General features: G+C 42.7%; 12 protein-coding genes. 9 read left to right on the top strand and 3 right to left on the bottom strand.

Going from position 1 to position 14,789, the window contains the following annotated elements:
• Positions 1-7 precede the first annotated feature (7 nt).
• The gene (locus tag KHZ77_RS07025) at positions 8-1,882 is read right to left on the bottom strand and encodes an alkaline phosphatase (protein ID WP_295197198.1); all 1,875 of its coding nucleotides are present in this window, start codon (positions 1,880-1,882) and stop codon (positions 8-10) included.
• A 462-nt stretch (positions 1,883-2,344) separates the two neighbouring features.
• Between KHZ77_RS07025 and KHZ77_RS07020 the strand changes: the two genes are divergently transcribed.
• The 3 genes from KHZ77_RS07020 (at position 2,345) to KHZ77_RS07010 (ending at position 5,498) form a co-directional block, all read left to right on the top strand.
• Positions 2,345-3,136 (top strand): enoyl-CoA hydratase, encoded by a 792-nt coding sequence (locus KHZ77_RS07020; protein ID WP_295197196.1) that lies wholly within the window; start codon positions 2,345-2,347, stop codon positions 3,134-3,136.
• A gap of 277 nt (positions 3,137-3,413) precedes the next feature.
• Positions 3,414-4,277, top strand: a complete 864-nt coding sequence (locus KHZ77_RS07015) for an aldo/keto reductase (protein ID WP_295197195.1) — start codon at positions 3,414-3,416, stop codon at positions 4,275-4,277.
• Positions 4,278-4,613: 336 nt separating this feature from the next.
• Positions 4,614-5,498, top strand: a complete 885-nt coding sequence (locus KHZ77_RS07010) for an aldo/keto reductase (protein ID WP_295197192.1) — start codon at positions 4,614-4,616, stop codon at positions 5,496-5,498.
• A gap of 165 nt (positions 5,499-5,663) precedes the next feature.
• On the opposite strand, the gene guaC is transcribed toward KHZ77_RS07010, so the two are convergent.
• Positions 5,664-6,650: a GMP reductase gene (gene guaC, locus KHZ77_RS07005; protein WP_295197189.1), complete on the bottom strand. Its 987-nt coding sequence runs from the start codon at positions 6,648-6,650 to the stop codon at positions 5,664-5,666.
• Positions 6,651-6,936: 286 nt separating this feature from the next.
• Between guaC and KHZ77_RS07000 the strand changes: the two genes are divergently transcribed.
• From KHZ77_RS07000 to KHZ77_RS06975, 6 genes are all read left to right on the top strand, one after another.
• On the top strand, positions 6,937-7,107 hold the full coding sequence (locus tag KHZ77_RS07000) for an energy-coupled thiamine transporter ThiT (protein ID WP_366664932.1): 171 nt from the start codon (positions 6,937-6,939) through the stop codon (positions 7,105-7,107).
• Positions 7,108-7,230: 123 nt separating this feature from the next.
• The gene (locus tag KHZ77_RS06995) at positions 7,231-8,610 is read left to right on the top strand and encodes a molybdopterin-guanine dinucleotide biosynthesis protein MobB (protein WP_295197184.1); all 1,380 of its coding nucleotides are present in this window, start codon (positions 7,231-7,233) and stop codon (positions 8,608-8,610) included.
• Positions 8,611-8,743: 133 nt separating this feature from the next.
• Positions 8,744-10,054: a molybdopterin molybdotransferase MoeA gene (locus KHZ77_RS06990; RefSeq protein WP_295197183.1), complete on the top strand. Its 1,311-nt coding sequence runs from the start codon at positions 8,744-8,746 to the stop codon at positions 10,052-10,054.
• 305 nt (positions 10,055-10,359) lie between these two features.
• The gene (locus KHZ77_RS06985; RefSeq protein ID WP_295197181.1) at positions 10,360-12,030 is read left to right on the top strand and encodes a formate--tetrahydrofolate ligase; all 1,671 of its coding nucleotides are present in this window, start codon (positions 10,360-10,362) and stop codon (positions 12,028-12,030) included.
• A gap of 188 nt (positions 12,031-12,218) precedes the next feature.
• On the top strand, positions 12,219-12,839 hold the full coding sequence (locus KHZ77_RS06980; RefSeq protein ID WP_295197178.1) for a cyclodeaminase/cyclohydrolase family protein: 621 nt from the start codon (positions 12,219-12,221) through the stop codon (positions 12,837-12,839).
• Between the two features lie 325 nt (positions 12,840-13,164).
• Positions 13,165-13,971, top strand: coding sequence for a RibD family protein (locus KHZ77_RS06975; protein WP_366664931.1), 807 nt, complete (start codon positions 13,165-13,167; stop codon positions 13,969-13,971).
• A gap of 137 nt (positions 13,972-14,108) precedes the next feature.
• Here the strand turns inward: KHZ77_RS06975 and KHZ77_RS06970 are convergent, their stop codons facing one another.
• Positions 14,109-14,603 carry a cupin domain-containing protein gene (locus KHZ77_RS06970; RefSeq protein WP_295197172.1) on the bottom strand — a complete coding sequence of 165 codons (495 nt, stop codon included), beginning with the start codon at positions 14,601-14,603 and terminating at the stop codon, positions 14,109-14,111.
• Positions 14,604-14,789 lie beyond the last annotated feature (186 nt).

Genomic DNA, 14,789 nt, shown 5'->3' with positions numbered 1-14,789 from the left:
ACAATCCTTATTTGTTGTTAGGGTTTTTAGTGGCATCTACGCCTAAGGCACGCATAATACCGAAGAATACTTCAGTGTTGTCCATTACGCCATGGAAGTATTCGGAGCCAGGGCCTTGAGCCATAAGAACTACGTCGTCAGCGGAGTGAACTTCGCTAGTTTCGCCGGTAGTAGTAGGTAAGTTACCTTCTACAAGACGTGCGCCTTGAGGTGCACGGTTAGGGTTGGCGATTACATGACCGTCTTTGCCGGCAGTAGCTGGATCATGTGGAGTAGTTTGGAAACGATAGTTTTCGTAGTGATCAGGAGCGTTAGCGTATTGAACTGCTAATGTTACGTCTGCATCAGGGTTATCAGGGAAGCCGTCGTTGTTAGCGTCAACGAATGTTGGCCATTTAGCGTCGCCGTAAACGCGTACAGCTTCACGACCTACTTTGCCTTCAGCTTCGCTGTAAGTACCGGTGATACTTACGCCGTGAGCATGGTCAGCTACTACGATGATCAATGTGTTGTCGCCATGAGCTTTGGAGTATTCCTGAGCGTACTTAACAGCTTGGTCGAGTTCGATAGCATCATAAGTAGCACGCTGCCAATCCATAGCATGTAATTGTTTGTCGATGGAAGCGCCTTCGGACATTAAGAAGAAGCCGTTAGGGTTCTTTTCCAATACTTCGATGGCTTTCTTAGTCATTTCAACAAGACCAGGTTGGTCAGTGAAACCTTTTAATACTTTTTCGTTAGTAGGTAAGAATGCGCGGTCCATGTAAACGTTCATTGTGTTTAATTGGAATAAACCAAGGATTGGTTTGTCGCTGCTAAGAGCTTCCAATTCAGTTTTTGTACCGGCAAATTGGTAACCTTTGTCTTTGAATTCCTGAATAACGTTGATGTTGTCTTTACGTTTGGAACCAGGAGTGTCTAAAGGTAAGAAGAATTGAGCACCGCCGCCCATTACTACAGCCGGAGGATTTGTACGGTTGATGAAGTCGTTAGCGATGTAGTTTTGTTCAGCGCGACGACGAGTGTGAGCTGTTACAGCGGCTGGAGTAGCGTCAGTAACGGCTGCTGTAGTAACCATACCGTAGGACATGCCTTTGGAACGGGATACCATTTCAGCGATAGTTTCTACTTTTGGATCGTCCAATGGGTCCGGAGTGCTGTTTTCGTAAACGCCCATAGCGTTAACAACGGATTTGTTACCGGTGTTGTAAGCGGAAGCACTGTTTGCGGAGTCAGTTACAATGGAGTCGTAACCGGAAGTTGTGATCAATGCCATGTTAGGCATTTTTTCCATGTTGAGGACATCGTTGAATTTACCGTCGGATAAGCCTTTGGAAAGGATACGAGCCATTTCCTTAGCTTGTAAGCTCATGCCGTCACCTACGAAAAGGATAACGTTTTTAGCTTTTTTCTGAGCTACTTCATTTACTACTTCGTAGTTAACTGTACGAGTGTAAGTGTTAGTGCCGTCGGAAGCCAATACTTTTACAGCTTTAGGACCTACAGCTGTGAAAGCGGCGTCATCGATACGATAGGAAAGATGAGTGCCTTTGTCAGTTACAGTTGCTTTGTCGTTTAAAGCTTTTGCAGCATCTTCACCATTGATGGTTACAGATACTTCTTTAATGTTGGATGGTAATTCTACTTCCAAATCAAAATGTTGACCGCGCCATAATTTTGCCTGGTTAATAGGTAAAATTTTGATGTCCTGGCTCATCATAGGTAATTGATTTGCAGTTAAGGACTGAGCGGCTACCACTTTAGCCGGCGCTGCCAATGCGTCTGTTTCATTAGCTGCCTGGCTGATCATTGGTGAAGTGAAAGCCAAGGTACTTGCTAAACTTAACATAATGGTTAAACGAAGACGCTGTTTCTGATTCATTTTTATTCCTCCTAAACAATAGATACAATAGAATCTTCATTACATTTATGCTAGCATTGATAAAGTAAAAGATACAGAAAAAAGACTGTAAAGTATTTGTAATGAAACTGTAATGAAAATATAGGCTTTTTTGGTATGAAATAGGGGGAATCAAGCATTTATAGGGATTTTTACAATTTTACAAAAGATTAGAAAAAGTAAAAATGCGCTATACGAATAGTTGAATTGTAAAATAACCATGAAAGCTGTTGCCCCTTTTCAATATCGAAAAAATTCGCTATACTAATAATAATAAATAAACCAAAATGGAGTATGGGAGGCGCTCAATTCATAACACAGACGAATCGATATATAATACCTTATAAGTGATTCGACACATTATATTACTTTTAACTATTAACAGGATTAAAACTAACAGTGAAATCTGTGGAAGCAACAGATTAGAAATGGAGCTATGAACTAATGGAATATACAGGCATTTTATACAACGTAGAAAATCATGTAGCCACAATTACCTTTAATCGTCCGGAGGTACAGAACGGATTTAATGTACCGATGTGTAAGGAAATCTTGGATGCCATCGAACGCAGTGAGGCAAATCCGGATGTAAAGGTACTTCTGTTCAATGCGGTTGGTAAAGTATTCTCTGTAGGCGGCGACTTGGCGGAAATGAAGCGCGCCGTGGAAAATGACGATCAGCAGGCATTAGTAGCCATTGCGGAATTAGTCATGCAGATTTCCTTTGCCATGAAAAAAATGAGCAAACCTGTAGTAATGAGCACGGACGGTGCCGTAGCAGGTGCCGCATTCAACATGGTATTGGCAGCCGATATGTGTATCGCCTCTACCAACAGCCGTTTTATTCAGGCGTTCGTAAACGTAGGCCTCGCTCCTGATGCGGGCGGTATGTTCCTCCTCACACGTGCGGTGGGCATGAATCGGGCCATGCAGCTCGCTATGACCGGTGAAGCGGTTACAGCGGACAAGGCGAAAGAATACGGATTTGTATATAAAGTGTGTGAACCGGAACTATTAGTGAAAACAACGGACCGCATCTGCAGCCGTTTAGTGAAGGGCCCTGAATTGTCCTACAAGGCGATGAAGGAACAAATGTGGGCGGCCTTCTTCAGTAATTGGGATGAATATGCTAAACTTGAAGTGGAATTGCAGACCACATTGGGCTTTTCCGAAGACTTCAAGGAAGGTGTTCGCGCCTATGCGGAACGTCGTCGTCCGAAGTTTACCGGTCAATAAGACATATCATTGTGGCCTGGCCGATTTATCGGCTTGGCCACATTTTTACTATACGTACCATGTTATAATGTGCCTTTAATTGGCGATATTATAATGTGCTTTTAATTCACCATATTATAATGTGCCTTTAAATCACCATATTATAATGTGCTATTAATTATAGTTTTAATTTAATTATAATTAGGCAGTACCGAGCGAGTTGAAGGTATATATGACGGAATGATTGAGACCGGTTTATTATGTTGAGGTTATCTAAGAAAAAGAAGGAAGTGGGCTTATGGGTAGCTATCAAAATGAAAAAGAAGTAGTACTTAATAATGGCGTAAAAATGCCGATTCTTGCGTTTGGTGTGTATTTGATTCCGAATGAAGATACTAAACAGGCTGTACTTGATGCGTTAGAAGTAGGCTATCGCCACATCGATACGGCGCAAATGTATGGCAATGAAAAAGAAGTAGGGGAAGCAGTCAATGCCACATCCGTTCCGCGCGATGAAATTTTCGTAACAACGAAGATTTGGTTCAATCACTACGGCTATGAAAAAGCGAAAGCCGCTGTGGATGATGCGTTGAAGCGCATGAACTTGGACTACATCGACCTCATGCTGTTACATCAGCCATATAATGATTATTATGGTGCGTACCGTGCTTTGGAAGAAGCGTATAAAGAAGGCAAGGTTCGCTCTATCGGTGTAAGTAACTTCTATCCGGACCGCTTGAACGACCTTATTGAATTCAACGACATTGTGCCACAGGTAAACCAGGTGGAAACGCATCCGTACTTCCAGCAGGAAGAAGCGCAGAAAAATATGAAAGCCCATGGCGTACAGATGGAATCTTGGGCTGCTTTCGCTCGCGGATATGATAATATCTTTACCAATCCTGTATTGGAAGAAATCGGTAAAAAATATGGTAAAACAACGGCGCAGGTTATGATTCGTTGGCAATTGGAACGCGGTATTGTATGCCTTGCGAAGAGTGCCAGTGAAAAACGTATGTTGCAGAACTTCGACGTATTCGACTTTGCCCTCACTGAAGAAGATATGGCGGCAATTAAAACCATTGACCGCGACATGAGCGTATTCATGAGCCATCGCGATACACGCATGTTGGATAACTTGCTGAAAAAAAGCCGTGACTAATGCGGGATACTCATTAAATAGGCCGGCGAGATGTAATGAATAAAACCGGTGAGTTGAATAGGACCGGCGAGAGTTATTGAATTGACCAGGATCGGCAAAAAGTATGGAATGGGATTTGAGTGAGTATGCCAATCATGTGTTTATGACCTGATTTATGACCAGTATAACGAAAGTGTATACTGCTATGGAAATGTGATATTGTACTAAAACGATAAACTTCTATATACTCATACTTGTAAGTGATGAGGCTTCAGATTAGGAGCTTCAATAGCATAAGTGCTTACATAATCAACGTTACAGAATGAACGTAAAGATTTGAGTAAAAGGAGTGATTATATGTCTACATATAATAACAATTCAAAAGAAGTCGTTTTAAATAATGGTGTTAAAATGCCGATTCTCGGATTCGGTGTTTTCCAAATTCCTAATGAAAATACAAAACAGGCCGTGCTTGACGCTTTGAAGGTAGGTTACCGTCACATTGATACAGCGCAATCCTATGGCAATGAAAAAGAAGTGGGCGAAGCCATTAAGGAATCCGGTATTCCAAGAGAAGAACTCTTCATTACTACGAAGGTTTGGCTCAGCAACTATGGTTATGAAAATGCGAAAGCATCCATTGATCGTTCTTTGAAACGTATGCAGCTGGATTATTTAGATTTAGTTTTATTACATCAGCCATTCAGTGACTATTACGGTGCTTATCGTGCGTTGGAAGATGCGTACGATGAAGGCAAAGTTCGTGACATCGGCGTAAGTAACTTCTATCCTGACCGCTTGAGCGATTTGGTGGCATTTAACCGCATTACCCCTCAAGTTAACCAGGTGGAAACACATCCGTTCAACCAGCAGGTGGACGCACAGGAAAATATGGTAAAACATAATGTGCAGATTGAATCCTGGGGCAGCTTTGCTGAAGGCCGTGACAATATCTTCACTAATCCTGTTTTGACTGAAATCGGCAAACAATACGGTAAGAGTGCGGCACAAGTTATGATTCGTTGGCAAGTACAGCGCGGTATTGTATGCTTGTCCAAGAGCGTAAGAGCAGACCGCATGGCGGAAAACTTCAACGTATTCGACTTTGAACTTTCTAAAGACGATATGAATCGCATCCAGTCCTTGGATCGCAAAGAAAGCTTATTCTTCAGCCATCAAGATCCAAGCACAGTAGATTTGTTCTTGAAACTCTTAAAAGAACGCGAAGGTATGGATATCTGATTGTAGGACTGTGAGAACTGCTTAAAAGAGAAGTGCGAAAGTAAGTCTATATTGGAAAAGTAACACTATATAATACAATGAAGAAATAAAAAACTACCTCTAATAGCTCAAGTGCTGTTAGAGGTAGTTTTTATTATATATTAAGTTTTAAGTTTTTCTTACAGATTAACGGTCGCCGTTGAAAATGGAGTTTTTAACGATTACATAGTCAACTTTGCGGATTGCGTTAAGGCTGTTGCCGCCTGCATAGGAGATGGAGGACTGTAAGTCTTGTTCCATTTCAGTTAATGTATCGAACAGGCTGCCTTTGGAAGGAATGTACATTTTCTTGCCTTCCACGTTTTTACGTTCGCCTTTTTGGGATTCCGATGCACTGCCGAAGTATTCTTTGTAAGGTTTACCTTCGATTTCAACAGTTTTGCCCGGAGATTCTACGTGACCTGCAAAGAGGGAACCGATCATAACCATAGTTGCGCCGAAACGGATGGATTTTGCAATGTCGCCGTGGTCGCGAATACCGCCGTCAGCGATGATAGGCTTAGTAGCGGCTTTACTGCACCAACGAACAGCAGATAACTGCCAACCGCCTGTACCAAAACCGGTTTTTAATTTAGTAATACAAACTTTACCAGGTCCAATACCGATCTTAGTTGCATCGGCACCGGCATTTTCAAGTTCACGAACAGCTTCAGGAGTACCAACGTTACCGGCAATTACGAAGCTGGAAGGTAATTCTTTTTTAATGTGCTGAATCATTTTAATGACAGAGTTGGAATGACCGTGTGCAATGTCGATAGTAATGAATTCAGGAGCCAAGCCGGCTTCTTTAATCTGGTGAACGAAGTCGAACTCTTCTTCTTTAACACCGATACTGATGGAAGCGTAAAGTCCTTTCGCTTTCATGTCTTTGATGAAGTCCAAACGAGTGTTTGGAGTGAAGCGGTGCATAATGTAGAAATAGTTTTCGCGAGCTAATTTTTCAGCCAATTCTTCGTCGATGATTGTCTGCATGTTTGCAGGAACAACCGGCAGACGGAATGTATGGGAACCTAATTTTACTGTTGTATCACATTCGCTGCGGCTGTTTACGATACACTTATTAGGGATGAGTTGAATATCTTCATAGTCAAAAATGTTAGTTGTGTTTATCATGTAAATCCTCCTGTATAAATATCAATTACATAATAATCCATTAAATATTATACATAAAAAGTCCGAATAAAACAACCGATGTTCCGAATAACGTTCTGATTTTTTCAAAAAGATGTGGTGGCAGACTGCAAATTTGGCAAAAAATATTGCTAATTCAGCAAGGCCATGAGCCCAAATAGAAACGATAGATGTGTTATAATTAATTTGCTATTTGTAATAGTAAATTGGGTAAATATATTGCTTAAGGAGTCAAAGTGAATAGTGGAAATACGCTCTTGGCGTTTCCGTGGTAATTGTGTTTGCAGAATATGCGCCGAAGGGGCAAAGTCCGTGGATCTATTCCATGATTTACAACGCGAGCTACATGGTGCCGGAGCTTATTATTAACTTAATTGTAATATTACTGTTCTATGAGCGCATAATGAGGGGCATTTCGTCGGTGACGCGGCGACCTTAATGCGTGGAACAAAACTGTTAGCCGTCCGGTTACTCTTTGAAGGCGTACTCTTTGAAGGATTACTCTGTAGAAAGAGGGTAACAGAAACTTTGTTCCGTAGGACGATTTTTAGAAGGTGATTGAATGAAACGACTTATGCTGGAACGCACAGACGGTCATCATGCATATAAACGGGGAATTTTAATTTTAAATGGCGGGAAGAGCTCCCGCATGGGGCAAAATAAATCGAATCTGCCTTGGGGGGAAGGCACGCTGCTGACGGAATTGTTGCGGAGAGCACGGGCCGCTAAGCCGGCAGATATTATTATCTCGTCCAATGAGCCAATTAATTTGGAACAGTTGCCGGGGACGATTTATGCGTCTCATCCTATGAGCGATTATTCAGGTCATGCGGCGCTTTGTGAAGACGAATTGCGGGCTATTCAACCAGATATGAGTATTTCACTGCGCTGGGTTATTTCCGACGATGAATGTATTACTATGTGGGTTATACCCGATGAAGGAGAAAGTAAGGGGCCTCTGAGCGGGTTATTGGCTGGCTTGCGCAAAGGGAACAGCGAAGTCTATTTGGCTGTATCTGTGGATATGCCGTTCTTTGATCATTTCGACTTTGCCACTACTTGCGACATGCTCACGTCTCCGGGGCAACGAGCCGTTGATTGCGTAGTACCGATGTTGCACGGCCACGTGGAACCGATGGGGGCATTGTACAGCCGTCGTTGTGTGGATGCGATTAAGACCTTATTACAACGGGGCGAATATCGCGTGCAGGCTCTGTTTGAAACGGTAAATACAGAGTATTTCAACGTTGATGAAGAGGCGTTGCAGTACCGCAATGTAAACACGGTGCTCGATTATAAATTGGCTCGTTCGTTCAATGAAAACTTATTCCGTCAGGTACCGATTATTTCCGTGTCCGCCGAACATTCCGGCTGCGGTAAAACGACGGTAGCAACGGAACTGATTAAAGAGTTTTCTGCCCTAGGTTATGAAGTGGGCTATGTAAAAAGTGATCGTCATGGTTTCATGATGGACAAAGAGGGAAGCGACACCTGGCGTGCCTCTCAGGCGGGGGCCAAGTCCGTTGTAATTAGCGGTCCCGACAGCTATGCCATGATTTCCAAACAGGAACGAAAGATAAATCCGGCTCAATTGGCGGAGCAATTATTGGATCACAATGTGGATCTGGTGGTATTGGAAACACGAAGCCAAGGCGTTATGCCAATCGTTAAGGTGGAAAGCGTGCGTGAACATGCTGAAGAAACCGGCGAAGTTGAAAAGACTGGAAGTACCCTAGAAAATGTGGTGGATGCAAGATCTGTCATTGCCGTTGTATCGGCTGAAAAGGTATTGGAAGAATCGGTGGAAACGACCGTTGAAGATTCCGGCGCTCCTGCTGTTGTGGCTACTGATAACTTCGGTGGCACTGTGGGACGCTTCGGCCCTCAACAAATGGAAGAATTGGCGAAATGGTTGCTTGAGTGGGTTATTCCAAAGAAATAGACAGGGTAGGAAGTTTTTAGCTTATTTTTAAGCTTTAGGTTTAGTCTTGTCTTTATTTTGGGCTTAGCTTTAGGTGTAATTTTAGGTTTTTTTTGAGTTTTAGGTTTGGGTGTTATGAATTTAGGGAGTTCTTATGGCTTCGGTTACAGTGGCGGCGAGTCGTGCGTTATGGCTCGACGCATTAAAGGAACGAAATAAGCAGTCAGTGGAATATGTGGCGCTTCAAGAGGCGGCAGGTCGCGTGTTGGCGGAAGATTTAAAGGCCCGGAGCGATATACCGGCCTTTAGAAAGTCTCCGTACGATGGCTTTGTAATTTCATATGGCGCTGAGGATGAATTAAGTCGGCGTTTTCGTGTCATCGGCTGTATCGGCGCAGGCGAAGTGTTCGCCGGTCATGTAGGCTCCGGTGAAGCAGTGCGCATCATGACGGGCGCGCCCATCCCTGAAGATTGCGATACTATGATTATGCAGGAGCGCTGTCAGTTCGACGGTCAGTACATTACTGTGCAGGGCGAAATTCATCGTGGCGAAAATATTGTGCCACGTGGTGAGGAATGCCGACAGGGCGATACGATTCTCGAGGCGGGAATTTTGATGGATGGATCTGCTATCGCCGTGGCGGCCGGACTGGGCTATGACCGCGTGCCTGTGTATAAACGGTTAAACATCGTGCTACTCACATCGGGGCGCGAAGTGATATTTCCCGGTCAGCCTTTGCAGGCAGGTCAGATTTATAACTCCAATTTCTTTATGCTTTCAAACTTGCTCCGTGAACAGGGCTTTGCGGTGATGGAAACATATCACGTCAGTGATGATCCTGAAATGCTGAGCCACGAAATTGAAGTGGTGAAACGGATGGCCGTTGATGCGGATGTAATTATCAGCACCGGCGGCGTGTCTGTGGGTGAATATGATTGCATGCCGGAGATTTATCGTTCCCTTGGTGCGAAGGATTTGTACACGCGCATTCATATGCGGCCCGGTGCGGCGTCCTACGGGGGAGTTATTGTAAAAACTGCAGACCGTGATAATACAGTATCTCCAACAGAATTTAAAACAGAAACTATAGCGGAAGCTACAACTGACGATTTCTACACGCTTTGTTTCGGATTGTCAGGCAACCCGGCGGCCGCATTTAACGGATTTTATTTATTGGCATTGCCTATACTTAAGCATTGTCAGGGGTTGAAGACGATTGAAGCCATGACGATGACCTTGCCTTTGGAAACAGATATTAATAAGCATAATCCCTTTGCTCGCTATGTACAGGGGCAGATTTGTGCAGGGCCTGAAGGCCTTGTGTTCAGACCGAACAGCCTGCTCACATCGAGTGCTTTATTGGGCTTGGCTCATGTGAACGGCTTGGCGAAGCTTGAACAGGGGCAGCATTCGTATAAAGCAGGCCAAATGGTGCAGGTTATGCTGTTGAAAATGCCTAAATAAATTTTAGTGGTATTGCCTCATAATCATGATTTATGATTATGGGGCATATTTTTATGCGCAAATTATATGTTACGTCGCATTGAAATGGATGAATGTACAGTAGAGGAATATAGATAAATATAGTAAAATAGATAGAGATATGGTTTTTTAGTAGTTTACGCCGTATTACATGTAAATAAGCAATGCTTATTTATGAAACTAAATTAATAAGCGGAGATTTAAAATAAAGGTTGAAAATCTCTACTGATTGTTGTAAATTTAATATTATAGATTTATAGTAAACAGAGCCTATAGGAGGTATACTCATGTACAGTGATATTGAAATTGCACAAGCGAATCAGATGGCCCCAATTACAGAAATAGCTGATAAATGCGGGATTTTACCGGAAGAACTGGAACAATACGGACATTATAAGGCTAAAGTATCGCTGTCTACGTTGAAACGTTTGGAAAATAAACCGAACGGCAAATTAGTGTTGGTTACAGCTATCACACCTACACCGGCAGGGGAAGGTAAATCTACCACTTCTATCGGTTTGGCACAGGCCCTCAATAAAATTGGTAAAAATACGATTGTAGCTTTGCGTGAACCTTCTTTAGGTCCTGTATTCGGTATTAAAGGCGGCGCTGCCGGCGGCGGTTACGCACAAGTTGTACCAATGGATGACATCAACCTTCATTTTACAGGCGATATGCATGCCATCACTTCGGCTAACAATCTGTTATCCGCTATGATTGATAACCATGTACATCAGGGCAATGAATTGAACATTGATATTCGCCAAATCTCCTGGCGCCGCGTTATGGACATGAACGATCGTGCCCTTCGCAACGTAGTTGTAGGTTTGGGCGGCAAAGTGTGCGGCTTCCCTCGTGAAGACGGCTTTATGATCACTGTTGCCTCTGAAATTATGGCTGCTTTATGCTTGGCAACAAGTCTTGAAGACTTAAAAGCACGTTTCGGCCGCATCGTAATCGGTTCCAACATGAAGGGCGAACCTGTTTACGTACATCAGTTAGGCTGCGAAGGAGCTATGGCTCTTCTTATGAAAGATGCAATTAAACCTAACTTGGTACAAACATTGGAACATACACCGGCTCTTGTTCATGGCGGTCCTTTCGCTAATATTGCGCACGGTTGTAACTCCATCTTGGCTACTAAATTGGCTCTAAAACTTGGCGATATCGTTGTTACGGAAGCCGGTTTCGGTGCTGACTTGGGCGCTGAAAAATTCTTAGATATTAAATGTCACTATGGCGACATTTTCCCTAACGCAGTAGTTGTTGTTGCTACCATTCGTGCGTTGAAAATGCATGGTGGCGTGAAGAAACAGGACTTGAACACTGAAAACGTGGCGGCTGTAGATGCGGGCTTTGTTAACTTGGCAAAACAGATCGAAAACATGCGCGGTTTCGGTATTCCTGTACTCGTAGCAATTAATAAATTCTCTTCCGACACAGATGCGGAAATTAAGAAATTATTGGAAAAATGCGAAGCTTACGGCGTAGATGTAAGCCTTAACGAATGTTGGGAAAAAGGCGGCGAAGGCGGTATCGACATGGCTAAACAAGTAGCGGCTATTGTTGAAAAATCCAATCCGGCTCCAACCATGATGTACGACGTAAACGAAACAATTCCTGAAAAAATTACTCATATTGTTCAGAAAATTTACGGCGGTAATGGCGTAGAATTTACAGCTAATGCGAAAAAACAAATTGCACAGTTGGAAGACTGGGGCTTAGATAAATTACCAATTTGTATCGCTAAGACACAGTACTCCTTGAGCGATAATCCTGAATTATTGGGCGCACCTTCCGATTTCACTATCAACGTACAGGACGTGCGTATTGCCAATGGTGCAGGCTTCATTGTTTGCCGCACAAGCAATATCATGGTTATGCCTGGCCTTCCTAAAGCACCGGCTGCCCTTAAAATGGATATTGATGCGGACGGAAAAATTACAGGCTTGTTCTAATTGTATAGTTGAGGACATTATAGGCATTTCAGCTTAGCCTTTGTTTTATGACTGATTCATTGGTTTAAAACTTACAGCAGATTGTAACTGCTCTTAATTTTCAGCATATAGTATTGTTATTTCATGGTATAAGCATTGATTAACTTTAGCCGTTAATTGATGCTTATACGTTTATATAAGGAGATTGTATGGCTATTAAAGACTTAACATTACAGGCATTTATAGAAGAAACAGGTTCTTCCGCACCCACACCGGGTGGCGGTAGCGTGGCGGCATTAACCGCATCTTCCGGGGCGGCGCTTATCGAAATGGTGGCAAACCTGACGATCGGAAAGGAAAAGTATAAAGATGTGGGGCCGGAAATGCAGGTCATTCAGACAAAAACTGCAGCAATGAAGCGTCAATTTTTAGATATGATTGACGAAGACTGTGCAGCTTTCAATGAAATCATGGCGGCGTACAAATTGCCGAAGAATACGGACGAAGAGAAAGCCATTCGCATAGCACATATTCAGGCAGCCTCTCAAAAAGCCGCGTTAGTGCCATTTAAAATCGGCGAAACAGCTATGCATCTTTTTGCTTTGGCAGAAGCCGTTATTGAGCGTGGCAACACAAACCTCGTGACCGATGGTGCTGTGGCTGTTCATAATGCTCGTGCTGCTGTAAAGTCTGCATTCCTAAATGTGAAAATCAATTTGGGAAGCATCAAAGATCAGGCCTTTGTGGAAGACCTGCAGAAGAAAATGGCGGACATGGAAGCGATGGCGGATGAGCGTGAAAAAACTATACTCTCAAAAGTAAATTTATAAAAAATATCCTCCCTCGTAAACCCTTCGTCAAGCTCAGAAGGTATTACTCCGGGAGGATATTTTTTATTGGAAGAGTCTTATTCAGAGTATTTGGCTATAGTGTGATTTATTTGGTGCTTCGGGGGTATATTTTTTATTGGGGAAATATTTTTACACTTTTTTATGTGCATTTGAAGGTAGTTGATAAGAGTGGACAAAAAGGGCTTGACTTGGAGTCGACTTCAACTGTTACACTACATATATAGGGATGGTTCTTTTTAAAGAGGCTATCCAATGATTGAATTAAAATGTTTTCAATAAATTTTTCTATATATTACTGAAAGGTATGAAAGGTGGAGCAGAAATGTCACAGAGACCGTTTATTTTTTGTCACATGGAAACTAGTTTAGATGGTAAGATTATGGGGAAATATCTTTGGCGTCCGTCAGCAGCGGATGTAGGGGATTCGTTTGATATGGTTCAGCATCAGAAGTATTCGTATCAGGCGCTGTTGTTAGGTCGTACGACGATTGATGATAATTACACGATGTACGCAACTCCTGAGGTTAATGAAAATGCCGCTCCTGTACCGGCTGGTGATTTCCTTGCTGAAGGTGTGAGCATGGGTCAATTTATGATTGCTATCGACAGTAAGGGGAAATTGGCTTGGCAGGAAAATACGACAGAAGATGGCGATTATAAAGCTCATATTGTTTCTATTGTAACGGAACAGACTCCAAACAGTTACAAAGATTTCCTTCGTCAAAAAGGTATCAGCTATTTAGTTTGCGGTAATGACCATGTAGATTTGGCTTTGGCTTGTGAAAAGATTAAAACTGTTTTGAAGGTTGAAAAGATGATGCTTGGTGGCGGCGCTGTAATTAACTGGAGTTTCTTGCAGGCCGGTCTTGTAGATGAAGTGAGCCAGGTTATTGCACCGGCAGCTGACGGCAGCACGTCTACACAGACTCTTTTCATGGCAAAAGAAGGTATTACTAAAGACCAACCAATTTTATTTAAACCATTAAGTGTTGAAATTATGCCTGACGATGCAGTTTGGATTCGTTGGCAGGTTGGCGAAAAAGTTGACTTTGACTTCGATAATGATCCGGAATTCAAAGAAGTTATGGGCATGATTGAAGCACATAAATAGAAGTCTATTGAAGCAGATAAATAAGAAGTCTTCGCATAGAATTTAACACAACAAAAATAAAACTCCTTTCAGGGATATTCGATTTGAAAGTCTCCGAAAGGAGTTTTTTATTTTAAATGTGTTGGTCTGAAGTAGGTTTATTTTACTACAGGATGTGTTTGTTGGTATGTATCGTTTTGCGCAATAATGTCGAGGAATACTAATGGTTCGTCTTGTTCGTTGCGAAGGGCATGGCCTTGGCCCGGACGAGCGATTGTAATATCGCCGGCTCTTACGATTGTTTCAGTGCCGCTGCCGTCAGTGAAAACGCCTTCGCCGGATACGATAATGTATGTATCTTCGTTAACACCATGTGTATGAAGACCGATAGATGCACCTTTTTCCAAAGTCATCCAACCGATTTCTTTAATAGCTTGATCAGCAGTAGCCTGGTCGCGTGTAAATGAGAATTTACCGTATAAAGTGCCTACGCCTTTAGCCACATTTTGCTTGTCTAATGTAATGAGTTCTGCACGAGGGTAAACCTGAGTGTCAGGGGCAAATGGTGTAGGTGTTTTGTCAGCAGCTAATGCGGTACCGGTGGCAAGAACGCCGGCCAATGCCAATAGAGCGGTCAATCTTCTTAACTTCATAATAATCCTCCTTACAAATAGTATAAAATAATTCCCTCGCATAATTGTCTGCCTTCTATGTGTAATAGCAATGGACGATTATGCTTTTTATAGTTATAAGTATACATCTATGTATTGAAAATACGCAAGAAGTAGTTGATAAAAATGCATTTTATGTATGAGTTTAGGGCTGATAAGCAATTGCAG

Source organism: Veillonella sp., assembly GCF_018364065.1.
In the GTDB taxonomy this organism is placed as follows: Bacteria; Bacillota; Negativicutes; order Veillonellales; family Veillonellaceae; genus Veillonella_A.
Note: the sequence above shows the minus strand (reverse complement) of the source record. Positions and strands in the feature narration are given on the sequence as shown.